Source organism: Zoogloea sp. (genome assembly GCF_023150065.1).
In the GTDB taxonomy this organism is placed as follows: Bacteria; Pseudomonadota; Gammaproteobacteria; order Burkholderiales; family Rhodocyclaceae; genus Zoogloea.
The window spans coordinates 90,245-108,884 of the sequence record NZ_JAKLLN010000019.1 but is presented as its reverse complement, the minus strand read 5'-3'; the positions used below and the strand labels follow the sequence as shown (position 1 = coordinate 108,884).

Here is an 18,640-nt window from a genome sequence, read left to right as displayed (position 1 = left end):
CGATCAGCATCATCGGGATTGAGCGCCCGTGGCAATGACGCCAGCTTCCAGTGGACCGGGTTTGAAATGACTGCGGTCAGCCTACCGACCCGATCGCCGCAGGTGGCCCGGTAGCGGAAGTAGCTTCGCAAGGCCGAAGCCAGCAGAGATGCCTTGGCGTGTGACCAGTGCGCCTCCAGTTGCCTGGCAAGAAAGCTGCGCACGTCATCCGGATGCAGCTTGGCAACATCGATTGGGCGATCAGCGAATTGCTCTTGCAGCAGCCGTCTTACGACGCGAACTCGCTGCCTGCGAGTGCCCTCAGCCAACCCACGGACATCGTGCAGGTGTTCGTCGTAGCGGCGCAGTTCCGCGGTGATGTGATCGGAGAGCGCCGGCGCTGGATGCGTACTTGGCGTAACCGGGGGCGAAGAGATCTGGCTCATAACGGTCTCCTGAAGTGGAACTACTACTTCAGGAGACCGAGGAAATTATGTCGAGCTCGCGGGGATGCCGGCCGCTGCAAAGCTCCTTCCTTCCTGCTTCTTAGCCACAGCCACCCCGGCTACTTTCCATAATCGCTGGCTTTGCATAATCGGCCTTATGGAAAGCTTTACATAAGGCCGACGACCTGCCTGATGTCTTTGGCAACAGACAACAATTCGGCCAATCCGGCCGTTCGAATCACTTCACTCTTCGGTCAGCAAACTGCTGGTTACCTGCCGCGCAGTAAGCAGAAGCGAGGAACGGCAGCATTTATATCTAACAAACTCTGCTTCGACAGAAAAACCAAGTAACGTTGGTGCGAAAGCGACGGGCACCTCTCTCCCTGACCATTTCCGGCGAAAAGCTTTCAAAAATGTAACGCGGGGGTCAGCGTCCTGTTGGTATCGGACTCCTAAGATGACATCACGGTTGGACGAAATGAGTCCGACACGATTAACCCGATGTCACAAGGAGAGAACCATGATATGGTCGCGCAACCTATATGGAATCTGGCCATGTGATGGAAACCAAGGACGGCAAAAAAATCATCATGAACGGAAACGAAATCTGGCGTGTTGACGAATTGCTGCACAAATACCATCGCGGTTAATTTCCCGCATCACTCGAATTCGGCGGCTCCTTTGGGAGCCGTTTTCATTTTGAAGTACCGTTCAAGCATCGCCTTCAATTCCTGACTCCATTGGGCATGATCTCTGGATTGGCCTTGTGCGTATAGCACCGGAGCAACCTGCCGGAAAACGGCATGAATCTTTGGATCGAAATGCTGGTCATCTTCCCGTTCCATGATGCTCAACGTCTCTTCCAATGACAAGGCTGGTTTATACGGGCGAACAGAGGTCAATGCGTCGAACACGTCGACCAGGGCAAAAATCCGTGCGGCCAACGGTATTGCCTCGCCAATGAGCCCATCCGGATACCCTTTCCCGTCGAAGCGTTCGTGATGATGCCGGATGGTCTTCTCTGCGCCAGCCAGCCAGGGATTGCCGGCGACGATCTCGATGCCGAGCATGGCGTGGGTCTTCATGACCTGAAATTCTTCGCTGGTCAGCCGTCCCGGTTTCAACAGAATCTGATCCGGAATGCCGATTTTTCCAACGTCGTGCAGAAAGGCGCCCAGCACCAGTTCGGCAATGGTTTCCTTGCCAACACCCAGTGCTTCGGCAAGTGAGACCGCATAGCAGGTAACCCGGTAGTTATGGGCGTCGGTATCTGCGTCACGCTTGGCGATGGCGTTTCCAAGGGAGCGCAGCAGCGAAAGATTGGATTCCAGGAGTCGAGACGACAATGCCACCGTTTGGCCCAGCAATCCCGACATTAACGGGTAAAGCAACAGCGCTGCCGCGAATACTGATATCGAGGCCGTCAGCGCAGCCCCGCGAATCTGTTGTTCTCTCTCTTGCAGTGCCGAGCGGGACACCAGGCTGATTCCCTCGACATAGCCTGCAAGACGGCCATCACTGGTGGTCATCGGCAGAATGACCTGAACCAGTTCTTCGCCAGCCACCGAAAATCGTTTGCTATGGCTGCCTGGAGCTGGCGGCCATGGATGGCGCTGTTGTCGGGCGATCTCTTTCAGCGACTCGGGGAGTGACCGCCAAGCATCAAACACCATCTCCGTATTGGGCGAAAAAACTCGAATCCCGACAAACTCATCGGTCAGCAACTGCGAAATCGCGGAATGGCTATCTCCTTTATCCCCGCCGACCGCCATTTGCATGGCGGGCGACTCGAAATGCCTGACCCCCGCTATGGCGCGTTCAAGGGTGCGCTGCTCTACGCGATACGATTCGACCCAGTAGGCAAGACCTCCCGCGAGACTGCCAACCAGGAGCGCACCTATACCGAGGCGCCGCGCCAACATGCGGCGCAATTGCCGGTGTGTCTGGGGCAGTTGAATAGCGTTCATTTCAGATTCTGTAGCAGTTCCATGAAGTGCTTGAAGTGGCCGCTGACGCGATCGAGTGAGAATTGGTGCATTAACCCAGTTAAAAATGGTGCCGCCGGTGGCGATGTCACAGATTCTTCATCGGTTCGTCACGCGCAGGTAACACAGCCCCCCCTACCATGGCCTGGCAATTCGATTTTGTAATCGTCATCGCAGTTTGATTGCGAAACCAACGAAGGACTCGCCATGATTCATCTGCACAAAGTATCGGTGCAATTCGGCAATCTTGTTGCCCTGCATCCAACCACCCTGGACTTCTGCCAGGGCCAGTTTACCGTTTTGCTGGGCGCCTCCGGTGCCGGCAAATCAACCCTCCTGCGCTGCCTGAACCTGATGCACACCCCGCATGCCGGCGAGGTCCGCGTCGACGGACACGGCCCCCTCCAGGACCGCAAGACGCTGCAGATGCACCGCCGTCAGACAGGCATGATTTTCCAGCAGCATCAACTGATCGGCCGCCTCCCGGCCCTGCAAAACGTGCTCATGGGACGTCTCGGTTACCACTCGACCCTGCGCAGCCTGTTTCCGTTGCCGCGCGCCGAACAGGAATTTGCGTTGCAATGCCTGGAGCGTGTCGGCTTGCTGGACAAGGCGCTGACGCGGGTGGACCAGTTAAGCGGCGGCCAGCAGCAACGCGTCGGCATCGCCCGCGCCCTGGCGCAGCGACCACGCCTGATTCTTGCCGACGAACCGGTGGCCAGCCTCGATCCCGTCAGCGCCGACAAAGTCCTGTCGCTGCTGCACCGTATCTGCAAGGAAGACGGCATCTCGGCGGTCATCAGCCTGCACCAGGTCGAACTTGCCCGCAAGTATGCTGACCGCATCGTTGGCCTGGCACACGGACGTCTCGTGTTCGACGCCACACCGGATGCCCTGACACCGGCGCAAGCCGCCGCCCTGTACGAGCACAAGGCGGCGGGCACGCCGCCGGCAGACGTCGCTGCCACCGTCCGTTTTCCCTTTCCCATCGCAACCGCAAAGGAAGCATTATGAAGAAACTGTTTGCCGCCATTAGCCTGGCCTCGCTTGCCCTTCTGGGCGCCGTCGCGCATGCTGCGCCCAATCCGGATCCGGACACCCTGAAAGTGGCCCTGCTGCCGGATGAAAATGCCTCGACCGTCATCAAGAACAACAAGCCGCTGGAAGAGTATCTGGAAAAAACGCTGGGCAAGAAGATTGAACTGATCGTCACCACCGATTACTCCTCGATGATCGAGGCGATGCGCCATGGCCGCCTGGATCTGGCTTACTTCGGCCCGCTGTCCTATGTGCTGGCCCGGCAGAAGAGCGAAATCGAAGCCTTCGCCGCGATCAAGCAAAAAGGCAGCACCACTTACCAGTCGGTCCTGGTCATCAATACCGGCGCCGGCATCAACGGCATTGCCGACATCGCAAAAAAGAACGTTGCTTATGGCGACAAGGCCTCGACCTCCAGCCACCTGATCCCGAAATCGATGCTGGCGGAAAATGGCTTGAAAGCCGGCGAGAATTACCAGGAACACTTCGTCGGCGCCCATGACGCCGTCGCCATCGCCGTGCAGAATGGCCACGCGCAGGCGGGCGGCCTGTCCAAGCCGATTTTCGAATCGCTGGTCCAGCGCGGCATCATCGACGCCAACAAGGTCAAGGTGCTGGTCGAATCCAAGCCCTTTCCGCAGTACCCGTGGACCATGCGCTCCAACCTGAATGCCGCGCTGAAGGAAAAGATCCGCGCCGCTTTCCTGGGCCTGAATGACCCGGCCGTGCTGAAGCCATTCAAAGCCGACGGCTTCGGCCCGATCAGCGACAAGGAATACGATGTCGTGCGCAATCTCGGCACGCTGCTCAAGCTGGATCTGTCCAAGTTCTAGGCACACATCGCACAAGCAATCAGGAGTCTTCATGCACGCTCAATTCGCACCGCTGCTGGACCGCCGGCAGCGCGCCTGGAACCGCTCGATGGTCTCCCTGGCCACCGTGCTGGCAATCGTCATCGCTTGCTGGTATTACGTTGGCCTGTTCGACGCCGAACGCCTGGGCGAAGGGATCCCCAGCCTGGCGTCACTGGTCGGCGAGATGTTTCCGCCGAACTTCAGCCAGGCCGGCTCCTGGGTCAAGCCACTGCTCGACACCCTGGCCATGAGCGTGGCCGGCACGGCGGTTGCGGTGCTGCTGTCGCTGCCACTGGCGGTGCTGGCAGCGCGCAATACCACGCCGCATCCGCTGGTCTACCAATGCGCCCGGGGCCTGCTGAACGGCTTGCGCTCGATCCCTGAACTCATCATGGGCATCGTGTTCGTCGCTGCAGTCGGCTTCGGCGCGCTGCCGGGCGTGCTGGCGCTTGGCCTGCATTCGGTGGGCATGGTCGGCAAGTTCTTTGCCGAAGCCATCGAACATGCCGACCGCGCGCCGGTGGAAGCCGCGCGCGCCGCCGGTTGCAGCCCGCTGCAGGTGATCTTCCACGGCATCCTGCCGCAAGTCTTGCCGCAGATGGCCGATACAGCGATCTACCGCTGGGAATACAACTTCCGCGCCTCGACGGTCATGGGCATGGTCGGCGCCGGCGGCATCGGCTTCGAACTGATGGGATCGCTGCGCATCATGCAATACACGGATGTCTCGGCAATCCTGATCGTCATCCTCGTCATGGTGAGCCTGGTCGACGCCCTGAGCGCCTTCCTGCGCCGCACCTTCAAGTAAATCATTTACGCAAATCGTTACATGAAACCCAAAGTCGTGCTCACCCACTGGGTGCATCCGGAAATCATCGAACTGCTGCAAGGCGTTGCCGAAGTCATTCCCAATACTTCGCGCGACACCCTGCCGCGCGAAGAAGTGCTGGCGCGCGCGCGCGATGCGCAAGCCATCATGGTCTTCATGCCCGACAGTATCGACGACGCCTTCCTGCAAGCCTGCCCGCAACTGAAAATCGTCGGCGCGGCGCTCAAGGGTTATGACAACTTCGACGTCGCCGCCTGCACCCGCCGCGGCATCTGGTTTTCCATCGTGCCCGACCTGCTGACCATCCCGACCGCGGAACTGACCATCGGCCTGCTGCTCGGGTTAACACGCCGCATGCTGGAAGGTGACCGCCAGATCCGCAGCAGCGGCTTTCAGGGGTGGCTCCCGCAGCTGTACGGCACGGGGCTCACCGGGCGTACGATCGGCATCATCGGCATGGGTGCGGTCGGCCGCGCCATCGCACAGCGGCTGGCTGGCTTCGACATGCAGATTCTGTATTGCGACCACGTTGCCCTGCCGACCGAACAGTCTGCGCAATGGAATGCGCGCCAAGTCGAACTCGATGAATTGCTGGCCGCCAGCGATTTCATCGTGCCGATGCTGCCGATGACGCCGGAGACCCTGCACCTGATCAATGCTGACACGCTCGCCAGGATGCGTCCGGGAAGCTACCTGGTGAATGCCTGCCGCGGCTCGGTGGTCGATGAAGCCGCAGTCGTTGCAGCGCTCGCCAGCGGCCGCCTTGCCGGCTATGCCGCCGACGTGTTCGAGCTGGAAGAATGGGCACGGCCAGACCGGCCGCGCGCCATTCCGCAAGCCTTGCTGGACAATCCTGCACAAACTTTTTTCACGCCGCACCTCGGTTCGGCCGTTGCCGAAGTGCGCCTGGAGATCGAACGTCAGGCCGCCTGCAACATTATCCAGGCGCTCAATGGCGAGGCGCCTGCCGGCGCCATCAACCGTCCCGGCAGGAAGACGGCGACATGATCAACCTGGAGTGCGTCGCCACATTCCTTGCGGTCGCAAATCAGGGGGGATTCCGCGAGGCGGCCAGGCAGACTGGCCAGTCGCAACCGGCCGTCACGCAACATATCAAGCGGCTCGAGCAATCGCTCAAGGTGGCGCTGATCCAGCGCAGCAATGCCGGCTGCACACTGACGCCGGAAGGCACTTCATTCCTGCCCTACGCTAAACATCTGGTACGCGCCGGCGCCCGCGCGCAAGCCTTGTTCGACAAGACAGTCCTCAGCATCGGCGCCAGTTCCAATACCGGCATCTACTTGCTGCAGCCGCGTCTGCGCGCCTACCGCGACCGCGTTGCGCACAAGCTCCAGATAGCTATTGGCAGCAACAACCGCATCGCCGAGCAACTGCAGAATTTCGAGATCGACGTCGCCATCATGGAATGGTGGGATCCACGCCCCGGCTTTACCGCCACCGTCTGGCATCGCGAGGAATTGCAGGTCATCGTGCCGCCCGACCATCCCTGGGCCGGGCGCACCAGCATTCCACGCAACTGGCTGTGCGGGCAGGCGCTACTGGGCGGCGAAGCCGGCAGCGGCACAGGGCGGCTGCTGCAGTCCTATTTCGGCGACGATGCGCGCAACATCGGGATCGCCATGCAACTTGGCAGCACCGAAGCGGTCAAGCATGCGGTGCGGGCCGGACTCGGCATCTCGCTCGTGATGGCGGCCGCCGTGACCGATGAAAACCGCGATGGCAGTCTGCGGGCAATTCCCCTCGAAGGCGGCGCACTGCACAAGGACCTGTACGTGATCAGCCGCGAGGACCTCTTGCCGGACGCGCCGGCGCGTCATTTTTGCGAATTTTTGCTGCAGGGTGAAACCGCGCCGCTGGCGCCCGCACCCTAGCTGATCCGGGCGTCGCGAAACAGCGCCTTGAGCTCGCGCGGCTGACAACGCCAGTACTGCGGCGGCGCATCCACTTGCGCGCCCAGTTCGGCGGCCGCATGCCAAGGCCAGCGCGGGTCGTACAGGATGCCGCGCGCCAGCGCCACCATGTCGGCCTGGCCGCTGGCGACGATGGACTCGGCATGCCGTGCTTCGGTAATCAGGCCGACGGCAATGGTCGGCATGCCGACGTCCCTCTTCAATCTTTCCGCGAACGGCACCTGGTAACCCGGGCTTAGGGAAATTTTTTGCTGTGGCGACAGCCCGCCGGTGGACACGTCCAGAAAATCGCAGCCGCGCACTTTCAGAGCGGCGGCAAATGCCAAAGTTTGCTCGATATCCCAGCCATCTTCGACCCAGTCGGTTGCCGAGACGCGGATGCCGACCGGCCGGCCGGCCGGAAAGGCTGCACGCACCGCCTCGAATACTTCCAAGGGAAAACGCATGCGATTTTCCAGCGACCCGCCATAGGCATCGTCACGCCGGTTAGAAAGCGGCGAAAGGAACTGGTGCAGCAGGTATCCATGCGCGCCATGGACTTCGATGGCATCGATGCCGATACGGGCCGCGCGCGCCGCGGCCGCAGCAAAGGCCTGGCGAATGCGCACAAGGCCAGCCGCATCCAGCGCCTGCGGCGCTTCATTGCCGGGAGTGAAAGGCAAGGCCGAGGGCGCCCACGTGCGCCAGCCGCCTTCGCCAGACGGGCGCAGCTGCCCGCCCAGCCAGGGTGGAACAGTGGATGCCTTGCGGCCGGCATGCGCCAGCTGCACTGCAATCGGCATGGCCGAATGCCGGCGCACTTGCGCCAGCGTGGACGCCAGCGCCTGCTCGTTCTCATCTGACCACAGGCCGAGATCTTGCGCCGAAATGCGGCCCTCTGCCTCAACGGCGGTAGCCTCGATGATCAGCATGCCGGCGCCGGAAAGCGCCAGCTGGCCCAGGTGCATCAGGTGCCAGGATGTGGCATTGCCGTCCTGTGCCGAATACTGGCACATCGGCGCTATCACGATACGGTTGGGCAGTGTCAGCGTTCCAAGTTCGATGGGAGCGAAAAGGGTACTCATGGGTTGGCAGTCTTCTTCATGTCCAGTCCTGGACGGTCAGATCATGATACCCAACATTGCTACCCGCCGTGAGCGAGGCGGGCGGCCATCACTGCCCTGCGGGTGCCGGCTGCGCCAGCAGTCGGTCGATCTCCTGCTGCAAGCCCTTGTTTGCTGGGCCGGTCATGCTCGAATAAGCGCTCGCCACCTTGCCGTCGCGCCCGATCAGGTACTTATAGAAGTTCCAGCCCGGTTCTTTGCCGGTGGCAGCGGCCAGTTGTCGGTAAAAGGGCGACGCCTGCGCCCCCTTGACCGAGCTCTTGGCAAACATCGGGAATTTCACGCCAAAGGTATTTTGGCAAAAAGCCCCGATTTGCTGGTTGCTGCCGGTTTCCTGCTTGAAGTCGTTGGAAGGAAAACCGAGCACCACCAGACCCTGGTCCTTGTGGCGTGCATACAGCGCTTCCAGACCGGCGTATTGGCCCGTGAAACCGCAATAGCTTGCCGTATTTACGACTAACAACACTTTGCCGGTGTACTGGCAAAGCGACTGCGGTTGATCGTCTTGCAATCGCGGAAAGGTATGTTGCAGCAGCGGCGGGCAGGAAGTGCGGCCGGCGGCGCTGGCTGCGTTAGCAGGCCGATGCAAAACCCCGAGAAGCCGCGCCAGCCGGTCCCCTCACTATTTGATTTATCATGACTTCATTCCCGGAATTGGCTTCCCAATCCCGTTTTGATGCCCATCAAATGGGCCGGGGAATGGGCTTTCGCCCAATTCCGGGTGCCGCTTCATGCTTCACTCCCTGCGCGCTGCAATTTCGCAATTCGCAGCAGGTTGTACGCCGCCGCCGACAGGTAGGCGGCGATCTGGGTTCGGGCTTCTCCGATGAAGCGGGTCTTTCTCATTCCGCCCACTGTCTTCAGCCACCCGAAGATCTCTTCAACACGCTTTCGTTTCCGCTGGCTGATCTTGTAGCCCTCGGTGCAGCTTGTCCGTCCATCGAGCCCCGGTGTCTTGCGACCGTCGATTCGGGCGATATGTGGCTTGATCCCGTGCTCACGCAGATGCTGGACGAAGTCCTTCACGTGATAGCCCTTGTCAGCACCCAGGGTCTTCGGGTGAATCTTCCGCCGACGCGCACGGGTGAGCAGTTGCCGCGCCGCCTGATGCTCCGCCAGGGTGGCGTCGGTGATGAGCAGATCCACGCACAGACCGCTCCGGTTCTCCATGAGGGCATGGCCGCCGTAGCTGAGTTTGGCCGGCTGGCCGTTGCCCTTTCTCATGAGTTTCGCGTCCGGATCGGTGGTGCTCTGGTGGGTGGCGTTGGAACGCTTCTCGCCCTTGAAATCCACCATCCCGGTGCCGTCCCCGGGCTTGGGTGGTTCGTCATCGTCCTTGCGCTTGAAGCTCTTGAAGGAGGCCCAGGCGTCGATCAAGGTGCCGTCGACGGTGAAGTGATCCGAGGACAGCAACTTGTCCTTGCGGGCCAGACGCACCACCTCGTCGAAGAAACGTCGGGCGATGTCGGTTTCCACCAGGCGCTCGCGCAGGCGGCTGAAGTTCGATTGATCGAGTCCGCCCGACTCCAGGTCCAAATCGAGAAACCAGCGGAACAGCAGGTTGTAATCAAGTTGCTCGCAGAACAACCGGTCGGAGCGCACCGAGTAGAAGGCAATCAGCAATTGGGCCTTGAGCAGGCGCTCCGGCGGAATCGAAGGGCGACCCGTCCGGGCGTAAAGGCCATCAAGCTCCGCAGAAATGGCGGACAGTGCCGATTCGGCCAGTTTCTTCACCCGGCGCAACGGGTGATCGGCCGGAATCCGGGACTCGACCGAGAAATAGTGAAACATCGAGGACTGGGGATCGACTTCGCCGCGCATCGTTGTTCTGCCTGGGGTTCGGGGATACGGCTAGGACAGGCGGATGGCCGGATCGTTCACTGGGTTTTGCACCAACCTGTTAGGGCCGTGCGGGTCGGAGATACCGGCTATCCCTTCGTGCTGGATGCAAAGGTCGAGCCTGGTATGGCCGTGATCCACCCGTCCGCCGAAGGAAAGAACCTGCTGGATGTGAAGGACAAGAATGGTGTTGCAGTGATCCGCGGCTTGATCGAACAGGGGCGGGGCATCAGCCAGTATTGGTGGCAGAACGCTGGCGACAAGGAGGCGAGAGAGAAGCTTGTCGCCATGCAGCCTTTCGAGAAATGGGGTTGGCTTGTGGCAACCAGCGCCTATGCCGACGAATTTGTCCACGAGGTGCGGATGATCCAGATTCAGATCGTAGTGGCTGCGCTCCTCGCTACGGCGATTCTCGTGAGCGCCATGATCGTAATGAGCCGGCGCTGGATCACCCGCCCGCTCCAGCGCGCCGTTTCTGTTACCCAGCGGGTTTCCGAAGGGGATCTGACCCAGCACATCGAAACCGATTCCACCGATGAGGTGGGAGAACTTCTGAGCGCCCTTGACAACATGAGCGCCCATCTGTGCAGCATGATTGGAGAGATCGACGCGGGCATCCGCGGTCTTGCAGACAATGCCCGAAAGCTGTCAGTTGCTTCGGATGCGGTCGCCTCCAGTTCCGGAACCCAAAGCCAGTCCGCGGTCGTGATGGCGAGCGCGGTGGAGCAGATGACCGGCAGCATCCAGCAGGTCGCCGAGCACGCCGAATCGTGCCGAGGGCTTGCGGAAACCTCGGGTGATGTATCCGAATCAGGCATCGAGGTGATTAACCAGGCGATATCGAGTATGTCCATGATCGCAGATACCGTACGACAGTCGGCCGAAGCGGTGCTGCATCTGGGAGACGAGTCCAAGGCGATCTCCCGCATCGTCAACGTGATCCGCGAAATCGCCGACCAGACCAACCTGCTGGCGCTCAATGCCGCCATTGAAGCCGCACGGGCCGGCGAAGCAGGGCGTGGATTTGCCGTGGTGGCCGACGAAGTGCGCAAACTCGCGGAGCGCACCTCGCTGTCCACTCAGGAGATCACCCGGATGGTGGACGACATCCAGAACGGTGCCGAGACGGCTGTGGTAAGCATGAAGAAAGGAGAGGGCCAGGTCGAGGAAGGCGTTGCGCTCGCCGGTGAGGCCGGCGGCCGGATCTCTGACATCAAGACCGGCGCGAGCCAAGTCAGTAGTGCGGTGATCGGCATCTCCGACGCCCTACGCGAGCAGAGTGCAGCCACCCGTGAGATTGCCCGCAATGTCGAAACCATCGCCGAGCAGGCCGTGCATAACCACACTCAGGCCAGCGCAACTGCAGACACGGCTCGTGAGATGGAAGTGCTTTCGATACAGATCCGAGCCAGTATCTCTCGCTTCCGAACTTGAGCCGGACAATGGCGAGTTGCAAAGCTTTGGGGAGCGTGGACGGGATCTTGAAAACTTGGGCTGGGACGGTAGCGGCTTGGGCCTCGAGCGCTTACCGGCGATTCACGATGCGAGCGGTAAATTCCGGGCAAAGCGGGGCAACAACAATCAGGCTGGAGCGTTTGTCGAGCTGATTAACGCTGATGGTTTGACCTCTACCGTTTACTCCCTTGAAAGACGTTTCCACCAGCGGTGGGAACGTGATTGCACCTTTTCTGCGCAGCGCTCAATCGCGCGCTTCACGCTTTCGTGGCGAGAATCGACCAGCTCCGCGATTTCGAGGCTCCTCATTGTCTTGGCGGCGGCACATTCGGAACGCCGTGCATTGCTGACCGACCTGCATGGAGAATTTGAGCTCCCCAAATTTGGGGACCCCTAGCCAGGAAAATGACTCGGATCTGAGCCAACTTCGCAAAGATCAGGACACTAACTAGGTGAAGCCTGCCCTTACGTCACCGCCCTGCGAAACCGCCCACCAGCCTCGACAGCCCATCCATGTACTTCGATGTCACCACCCACGCGCGGGCCGATTCGGTCAGCAGCCCCTTCGGGATGATGCGGATGGGCGACGGCGTGACCTTGATGACCGACATCACCTACAACGCCGTGGTGGAAAGCTCCTTTCAGTTGCTCAAGCGCGAACGGATCAAGCGCCAGATCTACCTGAGAGTACGCTGTAGAGCATGGAGAAGGGGTGCGACGCATGCACGAACCGGTCCCCGTGGTCGGATGTTGGCTGCAGCGTGTGGTCCAGGGCGACTTCAACTACCACGCCGTACCGGGCAGTGCTGACCGCCTGGATGCGTTCCGCAAGGACGTGTCTCGGACGTGGCTGCATGCGCTCCGGCGGCGAGGTCAGTGTGGACGAATGTCTTAGGCCCAGTTCGGGCGTCTGGTCGAGCGCTACCTCCCGCGGGCTCGGGTGCTCCATCCGTACCCGCATCAACGCTTTGCGTCATGACTCAAGGCAAGAGCCGTATGCGGTAGTGCCGCACGTACGGATCTGTGCGGGGGCGGGGAGTTATCCCCGTCCCTACCGCGACCCCTGGTGCAGGGCCTTCGCACTTAATTGTCATGCGCCGGTTTGATCCCCAACATTGCCATCCGGTAGCTGTCGTCCCAGGAGGCGAGCTTGCGTTTCTTGTTGAGGCTGATCTTGCCGAACTGGGCCAGAGTGGCCGTTTCGAGCTTGAGCAGGTTGAGCACGATCCGCTTCAAGCGCGAGAGGTTTTCGGCCGCATGATCCTTGCGCACCGTGGCGGCATCGTCGCGGAAGTTCACGTCGAGCATCCAGTGAACCCCATTTTCTATTCCCCAGTGCGCTCGGACTGCCTTGCCGAAGGCTGCGGCCGTCATCACCCGGGAGCTGATGTAGTAACGGCGCTCGGGCGCCGACTCCTTGTCGCCGACCTTTCGCAGGGACTCGACCATGCCTAGCATCTTGCAGCCCGGCCAGCGCTCGGTATCCACGACATCCTTGTTTTCTGCCACCCAGAAACCCTGCCAGACGAAGCGGCCATGGGACTCTTCGGTGAGCTGGGCAGAGTGCCACGCCTCGTGCAGCGCGTCACGCTGAGCGAGGCCGAAGCGCTCCTGCAGCGCCACCTGCAGGCCGGGCTGGTTGCCTTTGACGGCCAGCAGGTAGTCGGCCTTCTTCTCCAGGATCTTCGCGGCAATCTCGCTCTGGCAGCCCATCGCGTCGATGGTGACCAGGTAGCCCTTGATCAGGAGCGCATCGAGCAGCTCCGGGATGGCCGTGATCTCATTGCTCTTGTCGTTCACCTTCTGTTGTCCCAGCACGAGGCCGCAGTCGGTGGCAAGGGCACTGACCAGATGGATCGGCGAGGCGGCGCCATCGCCCGAACCGCGCACCGTCTTGCCATCGACCGCCAGGGTGCCACTGGCCACGGCCGGCACGAGCCGGCCCACCCAGCGCCGGAAGGCCTCTTCGAAGGCGCGCGGATCAAGGATGCGGAACACCCGGTTGAAGGTGTCGTGAGACGGAACGCCGCCTTCGAGCTTCAGGAAACGCTTGAGCCAGGCCGTCTTGTGCTCGGCCCAGAACGCCATCTCTTCGAAACTGTTCATGTCGCAGAGCACCGCGCAGACGGCGATCGCCAGGATATCCTGCAGGTCATGGCGACACGCATAGCCCGCCCGGCGCGGGTCGTTGATCTCGGCAAGGCAGCTCATCAGGGGCATCGGCGCGGGCGTTTCCATGATCGTCGTCCAAAAGACGAGAGTAGACGCGATTTGCGCGCCGTCCACAAGGTGCGGCTGCAAGCGTATGAACGTGAACGACTTTCAGGTGGCGTGAATGCATTTGGAGTAAGCGGCGCGGCTGATGACAATTAAGTGCGTAGGCCCTGACCCCTGGTGGTACAGCGGCGCCAGTTTGCAATGAACTGAGTCATAGCGCTCCGACGCCTCTGTGCTTAGGATGCTCCCATGTCATCCTATAAAACACCTATGGGGCCCATTTTTGAGCTCTCAACTACCACTATGTGGCGAGCCACCACCAAGACCGGAGAGGCACAGGTCTTTCACCTCAAGCTCATCGCACTGGACTGGGCGGGGCCCGGGGGCATCGTCGAGAAGGTCGAGGATCTCCGCGGCAACGCGAACTCTCCCAAGTAGCTGAGGGGCTGGGTCAGTACCCTGATGAATTCAGGTGAAACCTCGGTGCCAGACTGCTCGGCCAGGAAACCCTGGATCTCGCGAATCGTCACCCCGCGCGCGTACATGGCGACGATCTTGTCATCGAAGCCGGTAAAGCGCCGCTCGTACTTCGGGATGAGCAGCGGCTCGAAACTGCCAGCCCGGTTGCGCGGCACCTCGATCCGCAAAGGCCCGTCTTCGTTCTCTGCCGGTGGCACCGTTGCGGTGATTACTGCTTCGGTGTGCTGGACGTCAGCCGCACAGTGAAATGGAACGTGGAACCTACCCCTGGCAGACTGGTGACGCCAATCTCTCCGTTCATCAGGTGCACCAACTTGCGGCAAAGAGCCAAGCCGAGCCCCGTGCCGCCATGACGCCGAGTAGAGGAGCCGTCTCCTTGCTCGAAGAGAGTAAAAATCCGCTGCAGGTCGGCCTCAGGAATACCCATTCCTTCGTCCTCCACACTGCAGTGAAGGCTGAGGTGGGTTGATGTCTCGGAGGAGATGCGGAAGCGGATAGTAATCCTTCCCCTTTCCGAGAACTTGATTGCGTTGTCCGCCAGATTTCGGACAACCTGCGTGATCCGGACTGGATCCCCATAGGTGGTTCGATTCGACAAGTCCGGGGCGACCTCGATAGTGAGGGCTAACCCCTTCGTGGCTGCTGCCGGCCCAAAAATTTCCTTGAGACTCGCTGCAACCATGGCTGGTTGAAATACTTTGATGTCAAGTGACATTCGCTCGGCCTCAATGTCGGCGATGTCTATCAAGTCGTTGATGAGAGCTAGCAGGCGCCGTGAGGCTTGCTTCGCTTTGTTGAGGTAGCCCTGCAGCCTGGGATCCTCAGCCCGTCTCAAGGCCAGGTCTGTCATCCCCATGATGGCGTTCAGGGGAGTGCGCAGTTCGTGGCTGACATTCGCGACGAACATGTTCTTGGCGCGGTGAGCGCTCTCGGCCACATCCTTGGCCACGCGCAGCGCGGCAGTCCTATCGTCCACCAGGGCCTCCAAGTGATCCTGGCGACGCTCGAGTTCAAGTGCGGCGCGTTTCTGTTCGGTGATGTCTATCAATGCACCGGACAAAATCTCGTGTTTGCCGTCTGGGAGGCGTACCAGGTTGGCCCGCTCTCGGTGCCAGCGAAGATCGCCGCTGGGCAGCAAGAAGCGGTACTCCACGTCCAAAGGTGCTCGCCCCTCCTTGCAGGCAATCTCTGCGGTTAGCACTCGCTCTTGGTCGTCGGGATGTACGCGGGCGTAGAAGTCGGCAGGGGTAGCGAACCGCGGGTCTCGAGGGAATCCCCTGATGTCGTACATCTCGTGTGACCAGAACCACTGATCGGACGCAGACTCCCAGCGATACAGACCGATATTGGCAAAAGCTAAAGCCTGCCCATGCCATTCGTTGATGTGCTGAAGGCGAGCGAGTTCGGAGGCAAGGGGATCGATCGAAGTGCTCGGCGATACTATGCCGTCGGGGGCAGGCGTTGTCGGGGTAGTCATGGGAAAAGACAATATCGGGCAGGCTGACGTGTCAAGGACCACATAGCGTGTTTGTCGCGTAAGGCACGCCGATAATAACCCTATCACTCTTGGGTTAATAAATGCTCTTCGGCTTCATGATTTAGTCCTTGGAGTTGGCGTTTCTTGGGGCTCGTGATGCTCCGCCATGTAATGGCGACTGCCCATGTCCAGTCTCCAGAAGGTTATGCCTTGTCCAGTCTTGTGAAGAGTCAAGACGTTGTTTCCGTCACCAGGTAGGCGAGAGCTGGGTGTTTGGCAGCCGATCCCGTGGTGAGGTCGGTGCCAGTTGTAGAAGTGATTCCAGAGCGGCAATGCGGCGCGCCGCTGCTCCGAGTTTGCGTAGGCATGCCCGTAGGCCCATTCGCGCAAGGCGGACTGGATGAATCGCTCAGCCTTGCCGTTGGTCTGGGGCCGGCAGCGCCCGCGGCCAGATAGCGGCTGAGCCGCTTGCGGGCGGTCACGGCGCGCCGCCCCCGCCTGCGATGCAGACAGACCCTGTTCGGTGATGGCTTGAACCATTTCCAGGCGACGAAGGGATGTCAATCGGGCATTCTTGTGAGTGTTCATCCGGGGCAGGCTCTCGAGGTGACTGGGGGTTTGGCGATTTCCAGTCTCTCAGAATCTCTCCGGGTGACCACCTGAAAGAACCTATTGAACCTTCACACGCCTGAATGAGCGTGAGCCCTACGCCTACTTGAAGGATGTCCTCACCCGCCTGCCGACTCAGCCGCGGAGTCGGATCGGGGAGTTGTTGCCGCACTGGTGGAGGCCGGATTCAGCCTGAGGCTCGGTCAAGAGGGGATTGCCGGGGGCTTACGAACAGATCACTATCCGCGTGCTGTACTCAATAGCATCAGCCACCCTTTGACTTAGACTCAGGCTGATCCGTCATTCTCTGAAAAGCAGTGCGCATGATTGCTCCGACCCCATCAGATGAGAAGCAGCGACTAGAGGTTTTGAGAAGCCTCAACCTGCTGGATTCGCTTCCCGAGCCCGAATTCGATCGGGTGACAAAGCTGTTGGCGCGGTCCCTGCATGTTCCAATCGCGTTAGTTTCGCTCGTTGACGAAGACCGCCAGTGGTTCAAGTCGAAGGTCGGTCTTGATGTGGATGAGACGCCCCGCGACGTGGCGTTTTGCGCTCATACGATCCTGCGAGGAGAACCTCTGGTTGTTCCCGATGCGCGCTTGGATCAACGCTTTTCAGATAACCCTTTGGTGAGGGGGGCGCCGAATATCTGCTTTTACGCGGGGGTGCCGATAAGGACATCCGCAGGCCATCGACTCGGCACCCTGTGTGCGATAGATAGCAAGCCGCACAACTTGACGCCGGATGAACTGGACACCTTGCGTGATCTTGCGGAGATGGTCAGCAATGAAATCCAGTTGCGGGAACACTTGATGGCGACGACTAGCCGTCTCGAGCGCTCTCGGGAGGCCGCGCAGGCCAATGAGGCCCGCTACCGGTCGATGTTTGAACTCGCCTCTGTGGGGATCGCTCTGGTTGCACCGAATGGTGCCTGGATCAGCGTGAACGACGCGTTGTGCAGCATTGTTGGCTATGAGGCCGACGAATTGATGAAGCTGACCATTCAGGACATCACCTATCCGGGTGATCTTAGTGCGGACTTGTCACTGCTTCAGCAACTGATCGACGACAAGATTGATCACTACCACATAGAGAAGCGCTACCTGCGTAAGGATGGGCAGGTGGTCTGGATTGCTCTGGGCGTCACCAAGAAAACGGATGCGTTAGGCCGGTTGGAGTACTTCATCTCCATCATCAAGGATATCAATTCCCGGAAGATCGCTGAGGATAGCCTAGCTGCCTTGCAACGTGAGCTTGAACAAAAAGTCGAGGATCGAACGGCTCAGTTGCTGGAGGCAAATCGTCGCTTAGTCGAGGCCATTGACCAACAGATCAACTCGGAACGCCAACTCCGCAAGCGTGAGGCGGAGCTCCGGACCATCCTGGAGAACACCTACGATGCATACATCGCTCTGGATCAAGCTGGCTTGGTCACCGCATGGAACCAGGAGGCTGAGAACATTTTTGGGTGGTCTGCCTTAGAGGCAATGGGCCGGCCACTGGAAGAGCTTATCGTGCCTGCTGGCATGGCTGAGATGCACCGTTCTGGTCTGAGTCGATACCGAGCAAGCGGGGCAACGACCATGCTCGATCAGCGCCTGGAGATCCCTGCTCGTCGCAAGGACGGTTCGACGCTCACGGTAGAGGTACGCATCAAAGCCCTCGATATCGATGGACAGGCCGTATTCAGTGCCTTCCTGCACGACATCACAGAGAGGAAAGAGGCAGAAATCCGCCGGGAGCATGAAGTACGGCAGGATGCGCTAACGGGCTTGCTCAACCGGCGGGCGCTGGCCGAGGTACTGCCGAGGGCGATGGCCAGGGCTGATCGCAGCGGGAAATACTTGGGCCTCCTGTTCCTCGACCTCGACGGATTCAAGGCGGTGAACGATCGTTTTGGGCACGAGGCGGGAGATCAGGTGCTATGCAGGGTGGCCGCCGCAATCAAGAACTGCATCCGCGAAACGGATTGTGCGGTCCGCTTTGCCGGGGATGAGTTTGCCGTGGTCTTGGAGGGACTGATGAGCGGCTACCCCGATGCTTTGCGAGTCGCCGAGAAGATTCTGGACGCTATTTCTGGCCCGCAGCACTTCCATGGCCAGAGCGTGGAGCTTGGTGCGAGTATTGGGGTGGTCGTCCACGCATCAGGAGAGGAGCGGTTACCTGCTGCGTTGCTCAGAGAGGCAGATCACTGGATGTATCGAGCGAAACATGCCGGGAAGGGGGGGGTACTGTCTCCTTACCTTGTTTAAGTGATTAGGACGAACTTCAGCGAAATGGTGAGCCGTCCCGCATTTGGTGCTGGCCCGATACTCTGAGAGAATTGAGCATGACCTAATTGAACAAACTTTTCCCCGAGGTCCGCTAGAGTTGGCGGATCAGGACCTCTTTCTTCCTG

General features: G+C 60.2%; 15 protein-coding genes and 4 pseudogenes. 9 read left to right on the top strand and 10 right to left on the bottom strand.

The genetic code is table 11. The features are described from left to right. The coding region (locus tag L6Q67_RS18605) for a site-specific integrase (RefSeq protein ID WP_296573009.1) at positions 1-425 on the bottom strand (425 nt) is incomplete at its 3' end. Between the two features lie 536 nt (positions 426-961). Here L6Q67_RS18605 and L6Q67_RS18600 point away from each other — a divergent pair. Further along, positions 962-1,075, top strand: a pseudogene (locus L6Q67_RS18600) (CopK family periplasmic copper-binding protein); the annotation flags it as partial. A gap of 9 nt (positions 1,076-1,084) precedes the next feature. Here the strand turns inward: L6Q67_RS18600 and L6Q67_RS18595 are convergent. Continuing rightward, positions 1,085-2,392, bottom strand: a complete 1,308-nt coding sequence (locus tag L6Q67_RS18595) for an HD-GYP domain-containing protein (protein ID WP_027458814.1) — start codon at positions 2,390-2,392, stop codon at positions 1,085-1,087. A 225-nt stretch (positions 2,393-2,617) separates the two neighbouring features. On the opposite strand from L6Q67_RS18595, the gene phnC reads away from it, so the two are divergent. The 5 genes from phnC (at position 2,618) to L6Q67_RS18570 (ending at position 7,023) form a co-directional block, all read left to right on the top strand. Then, positions 2,618-3,424, top strand: coding sequence for a phosphonate ABC transporter ATP-binding protein (gene phnC, locus L6Q67_RS18590; RefSeq protein ID WP_027458815.1), 807 nt, complete (start codon positions 2,618-2,620; stop codon positions 3,422-3,424). Further along, a complete protein-coding gene (gene phnD, locus L6Q67_RS18585; RefSeq protein ID WP_027458816.1) occupies positions 3,421-4,281 on the top strand; it encodes a phosphate/phosphite/phosphonate ABC transporter substrate-binding protein in 861 nt (286 codons plus the stop codon). Before phnC ends, phnD begins: the two co-directional genes overlap by 4 nt. A gap of 88 nt (positions 4,282-4,369) precedes the next feature. After that, positions 4,370-5,110: a phosphonate ABC transporter, permease protein PhnE gene (gene phnE / locus L6Q67_RS18580; protein ID WP_232422840.1), complete on the top strand. Its 741-nt coding sequence runs from the start codon at positions 4,370-4,372 to the stop codon at positions 5,108-5,110. Positions 5,111-5,131: 21 nt separating this feature from the next. After that, on the top strand, positions 5,132-6,139 hold the full coding sequence (locus L6Q67_RS18575; protein ID WP_027458818.1) for a phosphonate dehydrogenase: 1,008 nt from the start codon (positions 5,132-5,134) through the stop codon (positions 6,137-6,139). Then, positions 6,136-7,023, top strand: coding sequence for a LysR family transcriptional regulator (locus L6Q67_RS18570; RefSeq protein ID WP_027458819.1), 888 nt, complete (start codon positions 6,136-6,138; stop codon positions 7,021-7,023). The genes L6Q67_RS18575 and L6Q67_RS18570 overlap by 4 nt, the downstream gene beginning before the upstream one ends. On the opposite strand, the gene L6Q67_RS18565 is transcribed toward L6Q67_RS18570, so the two are convergent. From L6Q67_RS18565 to L6Q67_RS18555, 3 genes are all read right to left on the bottom strand, one after another. Continuing rightward, the gene (locus tag L6Q67_RS18565) at positions 7,020-8,126 is read right to left on the bottom strand and encodes an NADH:flavin oxidoreductase/NADH oxidase (protein ID WP_027458820.1); all 1,107 of its coding nucleotides are present in this window, start codon (positions 8,124-8,126) and stop codon (positions 7,020-7,022) included. The two genes, L6Q67_RS18570 and L6Q67_RS18565, sit on opposite strands and share 4 nt — an antisense overlap. An 88-nt stretch (positions 8,127-8,214) precedes the next feature. Beyond that, entirely contained in the window at positions 8,215-8,700 is a 486-nt protein-coding gene (locus L6Q67_RS18560) for a glutathione peroxidase (RefSeq protein ID WP_367171656.1), read from the bottom strand. A gap of 194 nt (positions 8,701-8,894) precedes the next feature. Continuing rightward, complete coding sequence (locus L6Q67_RS18555) at positions 8,895-9,986, bottom strand: IS5 family transposase (protein ID WP_296572984.1); 1,092 nt, start codon at positions 9,984-9,986, stop codon at positions 8,895-8,897. On the opposite strand from L6Q67_RS18555, the gene L6Q67_RS18550 reads away from it, so the two are divergent. Beyond that, positions 9,912-11,438, top strand: coding sequence for a methyl-accepting chemotaxis protein (locus tag L6Q67_RS18550; protein ID WP_296572980.1), 1,527 nt, complete (start codon positions 9,912-9,914; stop codon positions 11,436-11,438). The genes L6Q67_RS18555 and L6Q67_RS18550 overlap by 75 nt on opposite strands. 491 nt (positions 11,439-11,929) lie before the next feature. Here the strand turns inward: L6Q67_RS18550 and L6Q67_RS18545 are convergent, their stop codons facing one another. The 5 genes and pseudogenes from L6Q67_RS18545 to L6Q67_RS18525 form a co-directional block, all read right to left on the bottom strand. Then, positions 11,930-12,070: a hypothetical protein gene (locus tag L6Q67_RS18545; RefSeq protein WP_296572979.1), complete on the bottom strand. Its 141-nt coding sequence runs from the start codon at positions 12,068-12,070 to the stop codon at positions 11,930-11,932. Between the two features lie 472 nt (positions 12,071-12,542). Continuing rightward, entirely contained in the window at positions 12,543-13,670 is a 1,128-nt protein-coding gene (locus L6Q67_RS18540) for an ISAs1 family transposase (RefSeq protein ID WP_296573014.1), read from the bottom strand. A gap of 467 nt (positions 13,671-14,137) precedes the next feature. Then, positions 14,138-14,335: pseudogene (locus tag L6Q67_RS18535) on the bottom strand (transposase); the annotation flags it as partial. A 29-nt stretch (positions 14,336-14,364) separates the two neighbouring features. Beyond that, positions 14,365-15,633 (bottom strand): PAS domain-containing hybrid sensor histidine kinase/response regulator, encoded by a 1,269-nt coding sequence (locus L6Q67_RS18530; protein WP_296572976.1) that lies wholly within the window; start codon positions 15,631-15,633, stop codon positions 14,365-14,367. Between the two features lie 222 nt (positions 15,634-15,855). Then, a pseudogene (locus L6Q67_RS18525) lies at positions 15,856-16,065 on the bottom strand (integrase core domain-containing protein); the annotation flags it as partial. 253 nt (positions 16,066-16,318) lie between these two features. On the opposite strand from L6Q67_RS18525, the pseudogene L6Q67_RS18520 reads away from it, so the two are divergent. Further along, positions 16,319-16,438, top strand: a pseudogene (locus tag L6Q67_RS18520) (transposase domain-containing protein); the annotation flags it as partial. Positions 16,439-16,565: 127 nt separating this feature from the next. Then, positions 16,566-18,494, top strand: coding sequence for a PAS domain S-box protein (locus L6Q67_RS18515; protein WP_296572974.1), 1,929 nt, complete (start codon positions 16,566-16,568; stop codon positions 18,492-18,494). The last annotated feature ends 146 nt before the right edge of the window (positions 18,495-18,640 follow it).